The sequence below is a fragment of the Aliivibrio sp. 1S128 genome (assembly GCF_001691065.1).
Classification (GTDB): Bacteria; Pseudomonadota; Gammaproteobacteria; order Enterobacterales; family Vibrionaceae; genus Aliivibrio.
The window spans coordinates 48,281-65,578 of the sequence record NZ_MAJV01000129.1 but is presented as its reverse complement, the minus strand read 5'-3'; the positions used below and the strand labels follow the sequence as shown (position 1 = coordinate 65,578).

The following is a 17,298-nucleotide window of genomic DNA, read 5'->3' as shown; positions in this document are numbered from 1 at the left end:
TTATTTAAAGCTTTGGACATCAATATTCTGTTGTATCACACCTTAAAAAGTTAGCCGTAGCTCGACAATGTATGGACATAATAAAAACTATATAAAGAGCACATGGGAGAAAGTTGGATGAGCAATGCGCCAGTGAGTAATGGTCGACGTCGTTTCTTGACTGCAACAACAGCTGTTGTTGGTGGTTTAGGAGCTGCAGCGGTGGCCGTACCTTTTATTAAATCTTGGAACCCGAGTGCGCGAGCGAAAGCCGCTGGTGCGCCGGTAGAAGTCGACATTAGTAAACTTGAAAACGGACAAATGGTTCGTGTTGAGTGGCGAGGTAAGCCTGTATGGGTAGTTCGTCGTTCAGAAGCACTTCTGCAATCATTAACTGAAATTGACGGACAACTTAGAGATCCTTCTTCAGGCGAAGAGCAGCAACCTCAATATGCACAGAATGCATATCGCTCAATTAAACCTGAGATATTTTTAGCCGTTGGTATTTGTACTCATCTTGGTTGTTCACCTACCTATTTACCTGACAGTTTTAGTGAGCAAGTTAAAGGAGTTAACTCTGGTTTCTTCTGTCCATGCCATGGGTCTAAATTTGATATGGCAGGTCGAGTATTTCAAGGCGTACCTGCACCATTGAATCTCGTGGTGCCAAAACACATGTACCTTAGTGATACTCGTATCCTAATTGGGGTTGATGACGGAGGGGAAGCCTAATGCAACCATTACTTGATTGGGTAGAAAAACGTCTACCTGCAATGAATGCCTATAAAAAGCATTTATCTGAATATCCAATGCCGAAAAACTTTAACTTTTGGTACTTTTTTGGCTCATTAGCAATGCTTGTACTCGTTAATCAGTTAATTACGGGTATTTGGTTAACAATGAATTATGTTCCTTCTGGAGAGGGGGCATTTGCTTCTGTTGAATACATCATGCGTGATGTCGATTACGGTTGGCTATTACGTTATATGCACTCCACTGGGGCGTCAGCTTTCTTTGTTGTGGTTTATCTTCATATGTACCGCGGTTTAATTTACGGCTCTTATCAGAAGCCACGTGAACTGTTGTGGTTATTTGGTATGTTGATTTTCTTAGTGTTAATGGCTGAAGCTTTCATGGGGTATTTATTACCATGGGGACAAATGTCTTACTGGGGAGCTCAAGTTATTATCTCTCTGTTTGGTGCTATCCCTGTTATTGGTGATGATTTAACACTGTGGATCCGTGGTGATTATGTTATCTCGGGTGCGACGCTCAACCGTTTCTTTGCCTTACACGTTATCGCTTTGCCGATTGTCTTATTGCTTTTAGTTGTTCTACATGTTCTTGCTTTGCATGAAGTAGGGTCAAACAACCCAGATGGGATTGAACTTAAAAAACCAAAAGCGAAAGATGACAAGGGTGAGCATAAAACTCAATTTAAATTCCATGAGTATTATACGAAGAAGTACAACATTATTGATTCAGTTCCTTTCCATCCTTATGGAACGGTAAAAGATATGATCGGTGTTGCTGGCTTCTTATTCTTCTTTTGTTATGTATTATTCTTTAATCCTGAAATGGGTGGTTACTTCTTAGAAGGACCAAACTTTGAAGCAGCAAATCCACTGAAAACGCCAGAGCATATTGCCCCTGTGTGGTACTTCACTCCATTTTATGCAATCTTGCGTGCTGTTCCTGATAAGTTAATCGGTGTTGCAGCTATGGGTGCTTCAATTGTTGTGCTGTTCCTTCTTCCTTGGTTGGATCGCTGTAAAGTAAGGTCGTACCGTTACCGTAGTAAGTTGCATTTACTTAATATTGCGCAATTTACAGTGAGCTTTATTGCTCTTGGTGTTTTGGGTTCATTACCTGCAACGTCACTGTATACATTGCTAGCTCAGATATTCAGCTTAACTTACTTTATGTTCTTTGTTCTTTTGTTTGTTTACAGTAAAAATGAAAAAACAAAACCATTACCAGAAAGGGTGACATTCAAATGAAAAAGTTGATTTTAGTACTTTTTGCTTTGTTGCCATCAATGGCAATGGCTGCTGGAGCGAGCGTCCCATTAGATAAAGCAAATAATGATATCCGTGACCAAGCATCACTTCAAAATGGTGCCAAGTTATTTATGAACTATTGCGCAGGTTGTCATTCAACTCAATACCAACGTTATGGAAGAGTAGCGGAAGATCTTGGGATCCCTGTTGACTTAATGATGGATAATCTTGTTTTTGATCCAAATGCCAAAATTGGTGATTTGATGGAAAATGCGATTCCAGAAAAACAGGCTGCTAATTGGTTTGGTGCTCCGCCACCGGACCTAACGCTTGTGGCTCGCGTTCGTGGTACTGATTGGTTATATACCTATTTACGCACGTTCTATGCTGACCCAACACGTCCATTTGGTGTGAATAACATGGTATTCCCAAGTGTAGGTATGCCGCACGTTCTTCAAGAAATGCAAGGCGTAACAACCCCTATTTATGAAACCACTGTTGTTGATGGTGTTGAACATAAAACGGTTATTGGTGTGGAATCTGATGGTACTGGTGAGTTAACGGTCGGAGAGTTTGATGACTCTGTGCGCGATTTAGTTAATTTCTTGGAGTATTCAGGTGATCCAGTTCAGCTTGAGCGTCATCGTTTAGGTTGGTGGGTGATGGGGTTCCTAGTGATATTCGCTTTTGTTTGTTATTTACTTAAGAAAGAATATTGGCGCGATGTCCATTAATCGTGATATTCTAGGTCGTTAATTGTATGCAATGGAGGCTCTGCCTCCATTGTTTTTGTGTCACTATTTATTTTTATACGAATGTTATAAAAAAATTAGCTGACTGGCACCAGAAAATGGTGCTTTTTGCTCCTTAGATAAATACCGGAGGGCTCAATGGCTGTTGCTGCCAACAAACGCTCAGTAATGACGCTTTTTTCAGACGCTTCTGACATGTACAGTCACCAAGTACGCATTGTATTGGCTGAGAAAGGAGTAAGTGTTGAAGTTGAATTGGTTGAACCATCCAACTTGCCTGCAGAACTTGTAGAGTTAAACCCTTACAAAACTGTACCTACACTAGTTGATCGTGAGCTTGCTTTATACAACTCAAATATCATCATGGAATATTTAGATGAGCGTTTTCCTCATCCGCCATTGATGCCTGTTTACCCTGTCGCTCGAGGTAACAGCCGTTTAATGATGCACCGTGTTGAAACTAACTGGTATTCATTAGCAAAGATTGTTGAAGGTGGTTCTTTTGAAGAAGCTGAAGCCGCTCGTGCAAAGCTGCGTAATGACTTATTAATGTTAGGTCCAATTTTTGCTGAATACACTTACTTTATGAGTGATGAGTTTAGCCTAGTTGACTGTTATTTAGCTCCGTTATTATGGCGTTTGCCATCAATGGGTATTGAATTATCAGGTCCTGGTGCAAAAGAACTTAAAATTTATATGAGCCGTGTATTTGAACGTGATTCATTCCTAGCTTCGTTAACAGAAGCTGAGCGTGAAATGCGTCTAACTAACTAATGGATATGAGTTCAATGATGCCGCGTCGCCCATACTTGTTACGAGCTTTCTATGAATGGATAGTGGATAATGAGTTAACACCTCATCTTGTTGTTGATGCAACAATGAATGGTGTTCGAGTTCCAGAAGAGTTTGTTCAAGATGGTCAAATCGTTTTAAACGTAGCACCACACTCTGTTGGTAATTTAGAAATGGGTAATGAAGCGGTAACATTTAACGCTCGCTTCGGTGGTCGTCCACACTCATTAATTCTCCCTCTTTATGCAATTCAAGCTATCTATGCCCGTGAAAATGGTGCAGGGACTATGTTTGAGCCAGAAGATGCTTATGAATTAACGTCTAATGAAGGTGTTTTTGAAGAAGAGATGTTAAGTCCAACTTCAGAACTCAGTACTTCGGTAGAAGATAAAATTGAGTCCCCACGCCCTACTGGTCGTCCAAGTTTACGAGTAGTTAAATAGTTTCAGCTATTAAATTAATTGTACTAAAAAGCCTGCATTATGCAGGCTTTTTTATTCGTTCTATATTATTGATTTGAAATGTTATTTTTCTACGCTGCCGCCTTGCCCGTATTCAAAGGCTTTTATAACACCTTTTACACCTGTAATATTACGAGCTACATCAGCAGCAATATCACCTTGCTCTTCTGTCACAAATCCGACTAAAAATACTTCTTGAGCCTCTGTAAATACACTTACTTTAATGCCATTTAATTCAGACTTTGCAAGTAAAGATGATTTCACTTTTGTTGTAATCCAACTGTCGTTATTCACTTGTGTAAACGTTAATAAAGGGCGAATTCGAATTTGGTTATAAACGGTATTAACACCACTCATTGCTTTAATTTGTGACTCAAACTTTTGATTTATTTCGGCATCTTTAGCTTGCCCCATTAGAAGTATTTTTCCATCATAGGCAATCGCATTTACTCGCATGTTATACTGATAAGGCGATTTATTGGCTAGTCCGGTTACTTCTAATGATAAATTTTTATCAGAGAGTTGACCTTTCATTGAGCGGTTGTCTGTTACCACAGAGGCGGTTGTAGCGGCCCCTGCGATAAATAAACCGGCGCAACCTTGTAATAAAACAGCAGAAAGTAAAAGTGCGCTTAGTTTTACTAGTTTCATAGGAATAATTACTCAGTATGTTGTGGGAAAAGAACCTGATCAACAAGATCACAAATACAATGTAAAGTTAAAAGATGGACTTCTTGAATGCGAGCAACTCGATGAGATGGGATTCTAATCTCTACATCTGATTCACCGAGTAAACCAGCCATGACCCCTCCATCCATACCAGTAAGTGCAATAATTGTCATATCACGGCTTACCGCTGCTTCCATCGCCTTTAGGATGTCTTGGCTATTACCACTAGTAGAAAGAACAAGTAAAATGTCCCCAGGTTGACCTAGAGCTCTGACTTGCTTAGAAAAGATTTCAGCGTAATTATAATCATTGGCAATTGCTGTTAACGTTGAAGTATCTGCGGTGAGCGCCATCGCAGGTAAGCTCGGACGTTCTGTTTCAAAGCGATTTAATAAACATGATGCGAATTGCTGTGCGTTAGATGCAGAACCACCATTACCACAACATAAAATCTTATTGCCATTTAATAAGGTTGCAACCATCGCTTGAGAAGCATGCATTATATGATCAGGAAGCGCTTCAGCTGCCGCGATTTGAATTTGAATACTTTCAGTAAAGCTTTCTTTGATGTGTTCTAGCATTGTTTACCCTTCAACAATTGCATTTTTGATCCAGTTGATGTCCTGACCTTGTGAGTGGATAGCAACTACATCAAATCTAAAAGATGAGTGTTCAACCGAGAGGCCATTTTTCATTAGCCAGAAGAGAGCGGTTCGTTGTAACTTACGTTGTTTTTGCCATGTTACCATTTCTTGAGCAGAACCGTAATTTGAAGATGCTCGATATTTTACTTCAACAAAAACGAAAGAATCTCGATCTCGCATAATAAGATCAAGTTCTCCGGTTTTTGAATGGAAATTACGTTCGATGAATGTGAGTTGATGCTTTTCTAAGTAACGTTGTGCCATCAACTCATAGTATTCACCTGTCGCGCGTTTATTCAGTTTTTTCTCCATGAGTCGCCCAACTAATTTGTCGTTGAATAACGCACTCTTTATTAATGCTAAGCTCGCCTGTTTTACCATTCATTTGGTAATCTTCGACCACTTTCATTTGTGGTAATTCGGTGATTAATTGATAAGCATCCATACCTAGTGCGTGAAGTCGAGTCTCGCCATTACTACTGTTTGGCCAAAGTTCATCATATTGTTTTTTAAAATTATGGTCTTCACTTATTAGTAATGGGATATCGCTAAATTCAATGCCGTGAATTTCGACTAACTTCGTTTGGCGCCCACTATTACTGCGAGAGCTAGCATAAAGTTTAGGTGGCGTAATACCTGGGTTAATAGCAACATCAATAAATGGCTTTAATAAAACGAGCTCACTACTTTTAGCAACCATGTATACAGCATCAATATCACGGCGGCTACGAGGTTGCGATTCTAATTCAATATTTGTTAAAGCATTCATCTGGTAGATTCGAGCTTGGCTACTTTCTAGTCCGAAAACACTATTAACTTTTTGTTGTAATTGTGATTTATTACCAAAATAACTAATTGCCGGTTTTTTCGCTGTTAATTGGTACCATTTGTCACTAAATGCTTGGCTAAGGCGTTCTCCCATCGTTCCTTGCGGAGCTAGAAATAATGGGTGTTTATGCCCTTGTTCAAATAAGTGAATTGCTGCCTGTTCAGCTTCTTGCTCTGGGGACAAGGTAAAGTAGCAGCTGTTTTTCTCTACATCAATTTCACTTGGAATATTAAGGGCGAGTTGAGCAATGTTTTTTTCATTTAGCGATTGAAATTCTTCTATCTTGCTGCGAACTAGAGGACCGACAACAAATTGAATTTTTTCTTGCTCTAAAGTCGTCATAATCTCTGCCATCGGTGTGATTTCAGTATCAATGATTTTTAGAGTGGTAAACTCCCCACGTTCTTTATCTTCCATCATCATATTAATGAAGCCGTCACGAACACGAATACCTTGAGGACCAAAGCGTCCAGATAAAGGAAGAAGTAATGCAACATTTTCAGGACGGGTAATCTCAAGAGCAAGAATATCTAACACTTCTTGTGGAGTATAAGTTGCGGCCGGATGAGTTGGATTTGTTTGTAGCCATTCATTTAATGCTTCTTGAAGACGAGTTGGTGAGTGCTTTAACGTATCTAAATAAGTTGCTAATTGAACCCAACCATGAAGATTCGTTTCGCTCTCATCTAATTTTACATCTTGAAGGTTAGCACTATTTAGTGATGAGATGTTTGTCCACACTTGATCCCAAAGTTGTTGTTTTCTATCTTCTGGTGTATATGAATCAAGATTGATTAGTTCTCTTGCAGCATTAAGATTGTCACCATTAAATAGATACAATTCATGACGCAATTTGTAATAACTAATCCATTGTTTATTTTCTATTTTCCACCATTCTTGGAAGTTTAGAACCTGAAGGGCTTCTTCATATTTATTTTGTTTTTTCAGCATGGAAGCATGATTTAATTGCACTTCTGCAGTCTGGCTTGGGGATAATTGTAGGCCAGACAAGCGTGTTAGCAATCTACTTGATAACTCAAAATTCTGCTCTTGTACTGACGCTTTTAATGCCATTATTAAAAAATCAGTTTGTAGAGTACCTTGCTGTTGATCTGCTTTTAAAATATACGCGCTGCTGGTTTCTGCTGGTGATTGCGTTATATCGAGGCGTTCGGGAGTTTTTGGGGAACTCGAACACGCAGCTAAAGTTAGCGCTAAGGCTACAGGAGCAATAAGGCGTGTTACACTGTTCTTTCTAAGGGTCATATTTGCCATGGGTAATATACTGGTCCTACTTAAAAGGGCTGTTGTTACTATGGATGCTAATCACCCGAACAGCTAAAATATTATTTTGATTATAGTGATGTCTACTCATATTCCTATATTAATCGCAGAAGAGATAGTAAACAAATGACAGAACACAATTTATCTGTGGTAGAGACTGCAACTTTATACATTGTTCCTACGCCAATAGGTAATTTAGGCGATATAACGCAGCGCGCTTTAGAGGTTCTAAAGTCTGTGGATTTAATCGCAGCTGAAGATACTCGACATACAGGCAAATTATTGTCTCATTTTGGCATATCTAGTCAAACATTTGCATTGCATGATCATAACGAACAGCATAAAGCAGACCTGTTGATCAGTAAATTACAACAAGGTAAATCTATTGCTCTTGTCTCAGATGCGGGAACGCCATTAATTAGTGATCCAGGTTACCATCTAGTGAATCGTTGTCGTCAAGCAAATGTCAATGTTGTTCCATTACCAGGTGCTTGTGCTGTTATTACTGCATTGTCAGCAGCTGGCTTACCTTCTGACCGATTTAGTTTTGAAGGCTTTTTGCCTCCGAAAAGTAAAGGTCGTAGAGATAAATTCGAAGAGATAGCTCAAGCAGAACGTACGTGTATTTTTTATGAGTCACCACATCGAATTATGGATTCACTAGACGATATGCTAACGGTACTTGGTGCTGATCGACACGTGGTTCTCGCTCGTGAATTAACAAAAAGATACGAAACCATTCATGGCGCGCCATTAGGTGAATTGATTGAATGGGTTAAAGAGGATGAAAACCGTAAGCGTGGAGAGATGGTTTTATTAATTCATGGATTTAGAAGTGAAGCAAAAGACGAACTTCCGTTTGAAGCCACTCGCTCGGTTTCTATTCTTGTAAAAGAGCTTCCGCTTAAAAAAGCAGCAGCAATGGCAGCTGAAATACATGGCGTGAAGAAAAATGCCCTATATAAATGGGGTTTAGAGCATTTAGATTAAGAGAATTGAGAAAAAGAGTGGTAAGTTTTTACTGACTCTTATATCATTCGCTTCAGGAGCTGACTCGGTAATCGCTGCTTCATTCAAGTCCTTCGGGAAACTGGTGGAGGGGAGGAAAGTCCGGGCTCCATAGAGCAGGGTGCCAGGTAACGCCTGGGAGGCGCAAGCCTACGACAAGTGCAGCAGAGAGAAAACCGCCGATGGCTTAATCTTCTTTTATTCTTCGGGATAGGGAAGTAAGCACAGGTAAGGGTGAAAGGGTGCGGTAAGAGCGCACCGGGCGTCTAGCAATAGTACGTTGCAAGGTAAACTCCACCCGGAGCAAGATCAAATAGGCCCTCGCATAGCATTGCTCGTGTTTGGGGGCGGGTAGATTGCTTGAGCCTGTGAGCGATTGCAGGCCTAGACGAATGGTTACCACCGCGCAAGCGGGACAGAACCCGGCTTATATGTCGGCTCCTAACTTAGCCCACCATAAAACTATTTCGGTAGTCTTATGGTGGGCTTTGTGCTTTCTGCTACATTGGTTTAGAATTATCACTAATTTGACACACATCACTGCATTTTTAGTTTACACTTTCAACTAAAATTCAGTTGCTTATTCTCATTATTACGGTAGTAAATACTCACTATGTCTGAACAATTTCAACACGTATCCGTTCTTCTTCATGAATCTATTGATGGTTTAGCGATTAAACCTGATGGTATCTATATTGATGGCACTTTTGGCCGCGGTGGTCATAGTCGTCAAATCTTATCTCGATTAGGTGAAAACGGACGTTTGTACAGTATTGACCGTGATCCTCAAGCAATCGCTGAAGCGAAAACCATTACAGATCCGCGATTCAACATTATTCATGGACCATTCTCTGGTCTAAAAGGATATGTTGAAGAGTTAGGTTTAGTGGGGCAAATTGATGGTGTTTTACTTGATTTAGGTGTGTCATCACCACAACTCGATGATGCAGACCGTGGTTTTAGCTTCATGAAAGATGGTCCATTAGATATGCGTATGGATCCAACCTCTGGAATGCCTGTGTCTCAATGGTTATTGACTGCCGATGTTGAAGATATTACTTGGGTTATCCGTGAGTTTGGCGAAGATAAGCACGCATGGCGCATTGCTAAAGGTATTGTTGCTTACCGTGATAACGAAGAGAATGAGCCGTTAACTCGTACAGGTCAACTCGCTAAATTAATTTCTGATGTTGCACCTAAGAATTTTAAAGAGAAAAAGCACCCTGCGACTCGTACTTTCCAAGCATTCCGTATTTATATTAATAGTGAATTGGATGAGATTGATACCGCTTTAAATGGCGCTCTTGATGTGTTTGCTGAAGGTGGACGCTTGTCTGTGATTAGCTTTCATTCATTAGAAGATCGCATGGTTAAACATTTTATTCGTAAAGAAAGCAGAGGCCCACAAGTTCCTCATGGTATTCCTTTGACTGAAAACCAAATTAAAGCATTAGGCAGTGCAAAAATGAAGCCTATTGGTAAAGCCATTAAACCTACCGTTAATGAAGTTGATGTTAATGTTCGTTCACGCAGTTCAGTTCTACGTATCGCTGAGCGCTTATGAGTCAAAATACCCCAACACCATCTAATTTAACAAAGATGATTGGTCTAGATCTGTTTGGAGTAGGCCGTTTTCATACGATTTTATTAATATTTATCTTTTTCAGTGCTATTTGTGTTGTATTGGCGACGCACAATACTCGTCAAATGGCCGTTAAGCGAGAGAATTTATTACTTGAAAAAGATATTTTAGATGGTGAGTGGCGTAATTTGATTTTAGAAGAAAGTGCATTAGCGGAGCATAGCCGGGTCCAATCTCGTTCTGTTGATGAATTGAACATGAAACGACCAGCACCCGATAAAGAAGTCATAATAAAACTACGATGAAATTACCAAGTAGAAAGTCAAATAATAAACGTATAAGCAAAGCGCCACCGACTTTAATTCAGTGGCGCTTTGGCGTTATTGTTTTTTTTGTTTTTCTTGCCTTGGCTATTTTGATTGCTCGTGCGGCTTATATCCAAGTAATAGAACCAGATAACCTTATTAAACAAGGCGATATGCGTTCTATTCGAGTTAAGGCAATGCCTTCCGCTCGCGGTATTATTTCAGACCGAAATGATGAACAACTTGCGGTAAGTGTTCCTGTTGATGCAGTGTGGGCTGATCCTGTTGCGATCTATAAAGCGGGCGGTTTAGTTGAAGTTGATCGATGGCATGCTCTGGCTGATGTTCTCGGTTTAAAGCGTACAGAATTACTTTCCAAAATAGAAAAGAATAAAAAACGCCGCTTTATCTATCTTCAGCGTCAAATTTCCCCTGCGGTTGCTGCTTATATTCGAAAGTTAAAACTCGCCGGTATTGGTTTGAAAGCAGAGTCTCGTCGATATTATCCTTCGGGTGAGATCAGTGCTCACGTTATTGGTGTTACGGGGATTGATAGCCACGGCCTTGAAGGTGTGGAGCGAAGCTATGATGGCTGGTTAACCGGTGAACCAGGTCGACGTACAGTGCGAAAAGATCGTTATGGCCGAGTGGTTGAAAATATTTCGTTAAAAGAGAAGCAAGAAGGTAAGCCATTAACATTAAGTATTGATCAACGCTTACAAGCGATTGCCTATCGAGCAATCAAACAAGCAGTTGCTGACTATCGCGCTATGTCTGGGTCAGTGGTAATGATAGATATTAAAACGGGTGAAGTATTAGCAATGGTTAATGCCCCGTCTTATAACCCAAATGACAGAAGTCAGTTACAAAACTTTAGAATGCGAAATCGTGTTATTACCGATACGTTAGAGCCGGGTTCAACGGTTAAGCCATTTGTCGTATTAGCGGCGCTTGATAGTGGTACTGCAAACCTAAATACGATTGTAGATACCGGTAATGGCATTATGCGCATTGGTGGAAGTCGAGTTCGTGATAGTTCTAAAGTGGGTAAAGCGAATTTAACTACTATTTTAAAGAAATCGAGTAACATCGGTGTGGCGCACTTGGCGTTAAATATGCCCTTACAAGAACTATTGGCTGAATACAGTGCGGTTGGTTTGGCAGATCCTTCTGGATTAAATTTGATAGGTGAAGCGACGGGTATATTCCCTGATCGCCGCCGTTGGTCTGATTTTGAAATTGCCACTCTTGCATTTGGTTATGGCCTTTCTGTTACTCCCATTCAATTAGCTCATGCGTATGCAACACTGGGCGCTTATGGTGAATATCGTCCACTTTCTATTACGAAAACGACGGGACCAATTCCGGGTAAACAAGTGGTTAATCGTGAACACGCTAAAGCGGTATTGGCGATGATGGAAACAGTAACCCAACCGGGTGGTACTGCGACTAAAGCGGCGGTTCCTGGATACCGAGTTGCAGCGAAAACCGGAACCTCTCGTAAAGCGGTTCGTGGTGGTTACAGTGATGAATATATGACGGTAACTGCGGGTGTTGCTCCGGTAAGTAATCCTCGTATTGCTTTGGTGACGATAGTGAACCAACCGCAAGGCGATGAATATTATGCGGGGCAAGTTGCTGCCCCTATTTTTGGGCAGGTGATGAAAGATGCACTGCAAATATTAAATGTAGCGCCGGACGAAAGTACCGTAAAACATATCGATGTATTGAATTAGGAAAAGGATGATGCAGTTATCTGAATTATTGTTGCCTTGGTGTGAATTAAATCAAGTCGTAGAAATATCATCCATGACATTGGACAGTCGCAAAGTAACCACTGGTTGCCTATTTGTTGCGATTCAAGGTCACGCGGTCGATGGCCGACAGTTTATCCCTGTTGCGATTAAGCAAGGCGCATCGGCGGTATTGGCTCAAAGTGATGAGATTAATAAGACGGGAACCATCGGTTTTATCGATCAAACACCTATTATTTATCTCGATGCGCTATCGATAAAACTCAGCGCGGTTGCTGGGCGTTTTTATCACGCTGAACAGAGAAAAATGCAGTTGGTTGGTATTACGGGAACTAACGGTAAAACAACCATTTCACAGATCATTGCACAGTGGGCTACTTTATTAAATACGCCTGCGGGAGTAATGGGGACGACTGGCAATGGGTTATTAACTGATCTGAAACCTGCGTTAAATACGACGGGTAGCCCAATAGAGATCCAACAGACATTATCGGATCTTGAAAATATAGGGGCAAAGCTAACCGCATTAGAAGTATCTTCTCATGGGTTGGTTCAAGGGCGTGTTAATGCCTTAAATTTTGATGCCGCAGTATTTACTAACTTAAGTCGTGATCACTTAGATTATCATGGCGATATGGCAAATTATGCTGAAGCAAAAAAACTGTTGTTTACCTCTCACAGTCCTAAATATTCAATCATTAATGCCGATGATACTGTGGGTGCTTCTTGGTTAAAAGAATTGCCTAATGCTGTCGGGGTATCATTGAACGAAGGTAATCTTTCTTTCCATTCAGGTAAAAAAGTGTTTGCAACTTCTGTCATTTATTCTACGGATGGAATTCAAATATCTCTGAATTCTGATTGGGGAAGTGCAAACCTGTCAGTTCCATTAATCGGAGCGTTTAATGCGAGTAATATTCTCGTTGCTTTCGCTACTTTACTGTCTTTGGGTTATGACATTCTTGAATTAGAAGCGGCGGCACCAAAATTAAGTGCTGTTATTGGACGAATGGAACTTTTTAGCTCAGAAGGAAAAGCAAAAATAGTCGTTGATTATGCCCATACTCCTGATGCGCTTGATAAAGCATTGCAAGCCTTACGAGTTCATTGTAGTGGCAAGTTATGGTGTATATTCGGTTGCGGTGGCGATAGAGATACAGGTAAACGTCCAATGATGGCCAGAATCGCTGAACAGCAAGCTGATGTGATCATTTTAAGTGATGATAACCCTCGTTCTGAAGATCCGAGCATCATAACGAAAGATATGTTAGTTGGTTTAAATGAGCCAGAAGTAGCAAAAATAATTCATGACCGCTTTGATGCTTGTCAGTATGCGTTATCTCAAGCAGGTGAAAACGACATAATTTTGCTTGCAGGTAAAGGACATGAAGATTACCAAGTACTTGCGAATAAAACTGTTCATTACTCAGATCGTGAAAGTGCACAGAAATTATTAGGATTACTATCATGATAGCAATGCATCTTAGTCATATTGCTAAAATATGTGATGGACAGTTAGTAGGTACTGACTATCAAGTATCGTCAGTATCGACAGACAGTAGAAATATAGAAAAGGAAGGCCTTTTTGTTGCATTGATTGGTGAGCGATTTGATGCTCATAATTTCGTGTCTACAGCGCAAGAGCAAGGAGCGGTGGCTTTACTTGTTTCTCATGAGGTTGATTCTCCATTACCTCAAGTGATCGTGAGTGATACGGAAAAAGCGCTTGGGTTACTCGGTCAATATGTTCATCAGCAATGCCATTCCTTTACCATTGCTTTAACTGGCAGTTGTGGAAAAACCACCGTAAAAGAAATGTTAGCGTCTATTTTAAAACGTTCTGGTGAAGTGTTAGCCACTGCGGGTAATTTTAATAATGAAATCGGCGTGCCATTAACGTTGTTACGATCTCAACCAAGTAATGATTTCTCTGTCATTGAGCTCGGCGCTAATCATCAAAATGAAATCGCTTATACCACTCAACTTGTTCGTCCTGATGTCGCCTTAGTAAATAATATTGCGGCGGCACATTTAGAAGGATTTGGTTCGATAGAAGGAGTTGCGAAGGCAAAAGGTGAAATCTTTGAAGGTCTAAAGGAAAATGCGACGGCTATTTATAATTTAGACAGTAATGGATTACCTCGCTGGTCTGATTTATTTGAAAACAAAACGGTATTGAGTTTTTCACAAGAAAATAATCAAGCTGACTTTCATGCAAGTAATATAAAAATCAATGGTCTTGGTGCTTCTTCATTTACATTGAATACACCGGTAGGAAGCATCGTGGTTTCACTCACGATTATTGGTAAGCATAATGTAGCAAATGCAGTTGCGGCAGCGGCGTTAGCTGTTCAAGCTAACTGTACATTAGCTGATATTCAACAAGGCTTACAATCGCTTGAAAATGTAAAAGGAAGGGTTGCTGTTGAGGTTTTACCTTCTGGTTTGAAAGTGATCGATGATACTTACAATGCCAGCGTTCCTGCGATGAAAGCCGCAGTGGACTTACTTGGTGGCTTTAATGGCAATCGTTGGCTGGTTTTAGGCAATATGGCTGAGCTTGGTAAAGAAAGCCTTGCACTTCACCGTGAAGTTGGTGAATATGCTGCCCCATATCAATTTGAGCAAGTAATAACGTTTGGTGATGATACCAAGGTGATCAGCGAATTATGCAATGGCAGACACTTTGAGTCTCGTAACGAATTAAATGCCTATTTATTGCAAGAATTACAATTAATTAAACATAATGAGGTTACCGTGCTAGTAAAAGGTGCCAATAGTTCACGTATGAGCGAAGTAGTTTTAGCTCTTAAGGAGTGTCAGTAATGATTATCTGGTTATCTAACTTTCTAGAGCAATATTTCCCATTTTTTCGTTTATTCGAATACCTTAGCTTTCGAGCTATTTTAAGTATTATTACCGCATTATCTATTTCGTTATGGATGGGGCCTAAACTGATCCGATGGTTACAAAATCTTCAAATCGGCCAAGTAGTGCGTGATGATGGTCCAGAATCTCATTTTAGCAAGCGTGGTACGCCAACCATGGGCGGTATCATGATTTTAACCGCCATTTCAGTAACCGTTTTCTTATGGGCAGATCTAACTAATCCTTATGTATGGGCAGTTATGTTTGTGCTACTAGGTTATGGTGCGGTTGGTTTTGTTGATGACTATCGTAAAGTTGTGCGTAAAAATACAGACGGTTTGATTGCTCGTTGGAAATACTTTTGGCAGTCGGCAATTGCGTTAGTGGTTGCTTTTGCATTATATGCTTATGGTAAAGATACGGCGGCAACACAGCTCGTTGTTCCTTTCTTTAAAGATATAATGCCACAACTTGGTTTGACTTATATTTTGCTAACCTACTTTGTTATTGTCGGTACAAGTAATGCCGTAAACCTAACGGATGGATTGGATGGTTTAGCTATCATGCCAACGGTATTTGTTGCCGCTGGTTTTGCTTTCATTGCATGGGCGACAGGCAACGTACAGTTTGCGAATTACTTACATATTCCACACATTCCACAAGCAAGTGAATTGGTTGTAGTTTGTGCCGCAATCGTTGGTGCAGGCTTTGGTTTCCTATGGTTTAACACTTACCCTGCACAAGTATTTATGGGCGATGTTGGTTCATTAGCACTGGGTGGCGCACTAGGTACGATAGCGGTTTTAGTACGTCAAGAATTCCTTTTGGTTATCATGGGTGGTGTATTTGTTGTAGAAACACTTTCTGTAATTCTACAAGTTGGCTCATACAAGCTACGTGGTCAACGTATTTTCCGTATGGCTCCAATTCATCACCATTATGAATTGAAAGGATGGCCAGAACCGCGCGTAATCGTGCGTTTTTGGATTATCTCTATGTTATTGGTTCTTATTGCATTAGCGACATTGAAGGTACGTTAATATGACTGGTTTTGGTGGTGTAAAAAGCGTTGTGGTGGTTGGTTTAGGTATGACAGGCTTATCTGTTGTTAAGCACCTACTTAGGCAACCAGAGGCGTTAATAGTAAAGGTTATTGATACTCGTGAAACGCCACCAGGCCAAGACCATTTGCCTGAAAATGTTGAGTTACATTCTGGTGGTTGGCAACAAGAGTGGCTGTTAGAGGCCGATCTTATTGTTACCAACCCGGGAATTGCGCTTGCTTCGCCTCAATTGCAACCAGCGATTAAAAAGGGAACACCAGTTGTTGGTGATATAGAGTTGTTTGCGTGGGCAGTGAAGGCACCTGTGATTGCAATTACCGGCTCTAATGGCAAAAGTACGGTCACCGATTTAACTGGTGAAATGGCCAATGCTGCAGGGGTTAAAACCGCTGTCGGTGGCAATATCGGCTTTGCTGCGTTAGATCTATTAGAACAAGATGCCGATCTTTATGTACTGGAACTATCCAGTTTTCAACTCGAAACTACGTCCTCATTAAAACTAAAAGCCGCCGCATTTTTGAATCTATCGGAAGACCATATGGATAGATACCAAGGTATGGCTGATTATCGTCAAGCGAAGTTACGTATATTTGATCATGCCGATGTTTGTATTGTTAATCGTGATGATAAAGAAACGTACCCAGATACAGCAGATAAAACGTTAATTAGTTTTGGGTTTGATGCCCGTGATGAGTACGGTTGCGTTGAAGAAAACGGTCAGCTTTTTTTAGCTAAAAATAACACACCTATTATTGCTGCCAATGAGCTTGGTCTTGTTGGTAAACACAATATTGCTAACAGCCTTGTTGCTCTTGCTTTACTTGATGCAGCCGGTGTTAATACCGATAAAACATTAGAAACGTTGAAGCGTTACAATGGATTAACGCATCGCTGCCAAGTTGTCGCTGAAATGAATGGTGTTCGATGGGTTAACGATTCTAAAGCAACCAATGTGGCGAGTACACTGGCTGCACTTTCTGGCCTTAGTATTGAAGGGAAACTTCATTTGTTGGTTGGTGGTGTTGGCAAAGGGGCCGATTTTTCGGAATTATCGCCAGCATTGAACAAATTGGATTTAATGATGTATTGTTTTGGTGATGATGGTGATAAATTTCTGACTTTAGACTCTCGTTCTCAACACTGCAAAACAATGGATGAAGCAATAGAAAAGTTATTTCCGACATTAAACGAAGGAGACATGGTCATGCTCTCTCCTGCGTGTGCAAGTTTTGATCAATATGCGAATTTTATGGCTAGAGGTGATGCATTTACTCAACTAGCAAAACAGTATTCAGTTGAGAGTTAAT

The 17,298-nt window shown here is 40.5% G+C and carries 17 protein-coding genes and 1 other RNA gene; 14 read left to right on the top strand and 4 right to left on the bottom strand.

Features of this window, described 5'->3' with window-relative positions:
* Positions 1-117 precede the first annotated feature (117 nt).
* From petA to sspB, 5 genes are all read left to right on the top strand, one after another.
* Positions 118-711 carry a ubiquinol-cytochrome c reductase iron-sulfur subunit gene (gene petA, locus A6E03_RS17845; RefSeq protein WP_023604180.1) on the top strand — a complete coding sequence of 198 codons (594 nt, stop codon included), beginning with the start codon at positions 118-120 and terminating at the stop codon, positions 709-711.
* Positions 711-1,979 (top strand): cytochrome bc complex cytochrome b subunit, encoded by a 1,269-nt coding sequence (locus A6E03_RS17840; protein WP_012551116.1) that lies wholly within the window; start codon positions 711-713, stop codon positions 1,977-1,979. The genes petA and A6E03_RS17840 overlap by 1 nt, the downstream gene beginning before the upstream one ends.
* Positions 1,976-2,713, top strand: coding sequence for a cytochrome c1 (locus A6E03_RS17835; RefSeq protein ID WP_065591381.1), 738 nt, complete (start codon positions 1,976-1,978; stop codon positions 2,711-2,713). The genes A6E03_RS17840 and A6E03_RS17835 overlap by 4 nt, the downstream gene beginning before the upstream one ends.
* Before the next feature lie 156 nt (positions 2,714-2,869).
* Positions 2,870-3,505: a stringent starvation protein SspA gene (gene sspA / locus A6E03_RS17830; RefSeq protein WP_065591380.1), complete on the top strand. Its 636-nt coding sequence runs from the start codon at positions 2,870-2,872 to the stop codon at positions 3,503-3,505.
* Positions 3,505-3,966: a ClpXP protease specificity-enhancing factor gene (sspB, locus tag A6E03_RS17825; RefSeq protein ID WP_065591379.1), complete on the top strand. Its 462-nt coding sequence runs from the start codon at positions 3,505-3,507 to the stop codon at positions 3,964-3,966. Before sspA ends, sspB begins: the two co-directional genes overlap by 1 nt.
* Before the next feature lie 81 nt (positions 3,967-4,047).
* Here sspB and A6E03_RS17820 read toward each other — a convergent pair whose 3' ends face one another.
* The 4 genes from A6E03_RS17820 to A6E03_RS17805 are packed head-to-tail and all read right to left on the bottom strand — an operon-like array spanning position 4,048 to position 7,401.
* Positions 4,048-4,635, bottom strand: coding sequence for a BON domain-containing protein (locus tag A6E03_RS17820; protein ID WP_065601426.1), 588 nt, complete (start codon positions 4,633-4,635; stop codon positions 4,048-4,050).
* 8 nt (positions 4,636-4,643) lie between these two features.
* Entirely contained in the window at positions 4,644-5,234 is a 591-nt protein-coding gene (locus tag A6E03_RS17815; RefSeq protein ID WP_065591377.1) for a phosphoheptose isomerase, read from the bottom strand.
* Between the two features lie 3 nt (positions 5,235-5,237).
* A complete protein-coding gene (locus A6E03_RS17810; protein ID WP_065591376.1) occupies positions 5,238-5,609 on the bottom strand; it encodes a YraN family protein in 372 nt (123 codons plus the stop codon).
* On the bottom strand, positions 5,590-7,401 hold the full coding sequence (locus tag A6E03_RS17805) for a penicillin-binding protein activator (RefSeq protein WP_065591375.1): 1,812 nt from the start codon (positions 7,399-7,401) through the stop codon (positions 5,590-5,592). Before A6E03_RS17805 ends, A6E03_RS17810 begins: the two co-directional genes overlap by 20 nt.
* 135 nt (positions 7,402-7,536) lie before the next feature.
* Here A6E03_RS17805 and rsmI point away from each other — a divergent pair, with 135 nt between their 5' ends.
* The 9 genes from rsmI to murD all read left to right on the top strand — a co-directional run bounded on the left by rsmI (position 7,537) and on the right by murD (position 17,297).
* Complete coding sequence (gene rsmI, locus A6E03_RS17800) at positions 7,537-8,400, top strand: 16S rRNA (cytidine(1402)-2'-O)-methyltransferase (RefSeq protein ID WP_065591374.1); 864 nt, start codon at positions 7,537-7,539, stop codon at positions 8,398-8,400.
* Between the two features lie 55 nt (positions 8,401-8,455).
* Positions 8,456-8,864: RNase P RNA component class A (gene rnpB / locus A6E03_RS17795), an RNA gene on the top strand.
* A 167-nt stretch (positions 8,865-9,031) separates the two neighbouring features.
* Complete coding sequence (gene rsmH, locus A6E03_RS17790) at positions 9,032-9,982, top strand: 16S rRNA (cytosine(1402)-N(4))-methyltransferase RsmH (RefSeq protein ID WP_012551107.1); 951 nt, start codon at positions 9,032-9,034, stop codon at positions 9,980-9,982.
* The gene (ftsL, locus tag A6E03_RS17785; protein WP_065601425.1) at positions 9,979-10,305 is read left to right on the top strand and encodes a cell division protein FtsL; all 327 of its coding nucleotides are present in this window, start codon (positions 9,979-9,981) and stop codon (positions 10,303-10,305) included. The genes rsmH and ftsL overlap by 4 nt, the downstream gene beginning before the upstream one ends.
* On the top strand, positions 10,302-12,041 hold the full coding sequence (locus A6E03_RS17780; RefSeq protein WP_065601424.1) for a penicillin-binding transpeptidase domain-containing protein: 1,740 nt from the start codon (positions 10,302-10,304) through the stop codon (positions 12,039-12,041). The genes ftsL and A6E03_RS17780 overlap by 4 nt, the downstream gene beginning before the upstream one ends.
* A gap of 7 nt (positions 12,042-12,048) precedes the next feature.
* Positions 12,049-13,530 (top strand): UDP-N-acetylmuramoyl-L-alanyl-D-glutamate--2,6-diaminopimelate ligase, encoded by a 1,482-nt coding sequence (gene murE / locus A6E03_RS17775; RefSeq protein WP_065601423.1) that lies wholly within the window; start codon positions 12,049-12,051, stop codon positions 13,528-13,530.
* Positions 13,527-14,885 carry a UDP-N-acetylmuramoyl-tripeptide--D-alanyl-D-alanine ligase gene (murF, locus tag A6E03_RS17770; protein WP_065601422.1) on the top strand — a complete coding sequence of 453 codons (1,359 nt, stop codon included), beginning with the start codon at positions 13,527-13,529 and terminating at the stop codon, positions 14,883-14,885. The genes murE and murF overlap by 4 nt, the downstream gene beginning before the upstream one ends.
* Complete coding sequence (mraY, locus tag A6E03_RS17765; RefSeq protein WP_065591369.1) at positions 14,885-15,967, top strand: phospho-N-acetylmuramoyl-pentapeptide-transferase; 1,083 nt, start codon at positions 14,885-14,887, stop codon at positions 15,965-15,967. The genes murF and mraY overlap by 1 nt, the downstream gene beginning before the upstream one ends.
* Before the next feature lies 1 nt (position 15,968).
* A complete protein-coding gene (murD, locus tag A6E03_RS17760) occupies positions 15,969-17,297 on the top strand; it encodes a UDP-N-acetylmuramoyl-L-alanine--D-glutamate ligase (RefSeq protein ID WP_065601421.1) in 1,329 nt (442 codons plus the stop codon).
* Position 17,298 lies beyond the last annotated feature (1 nt).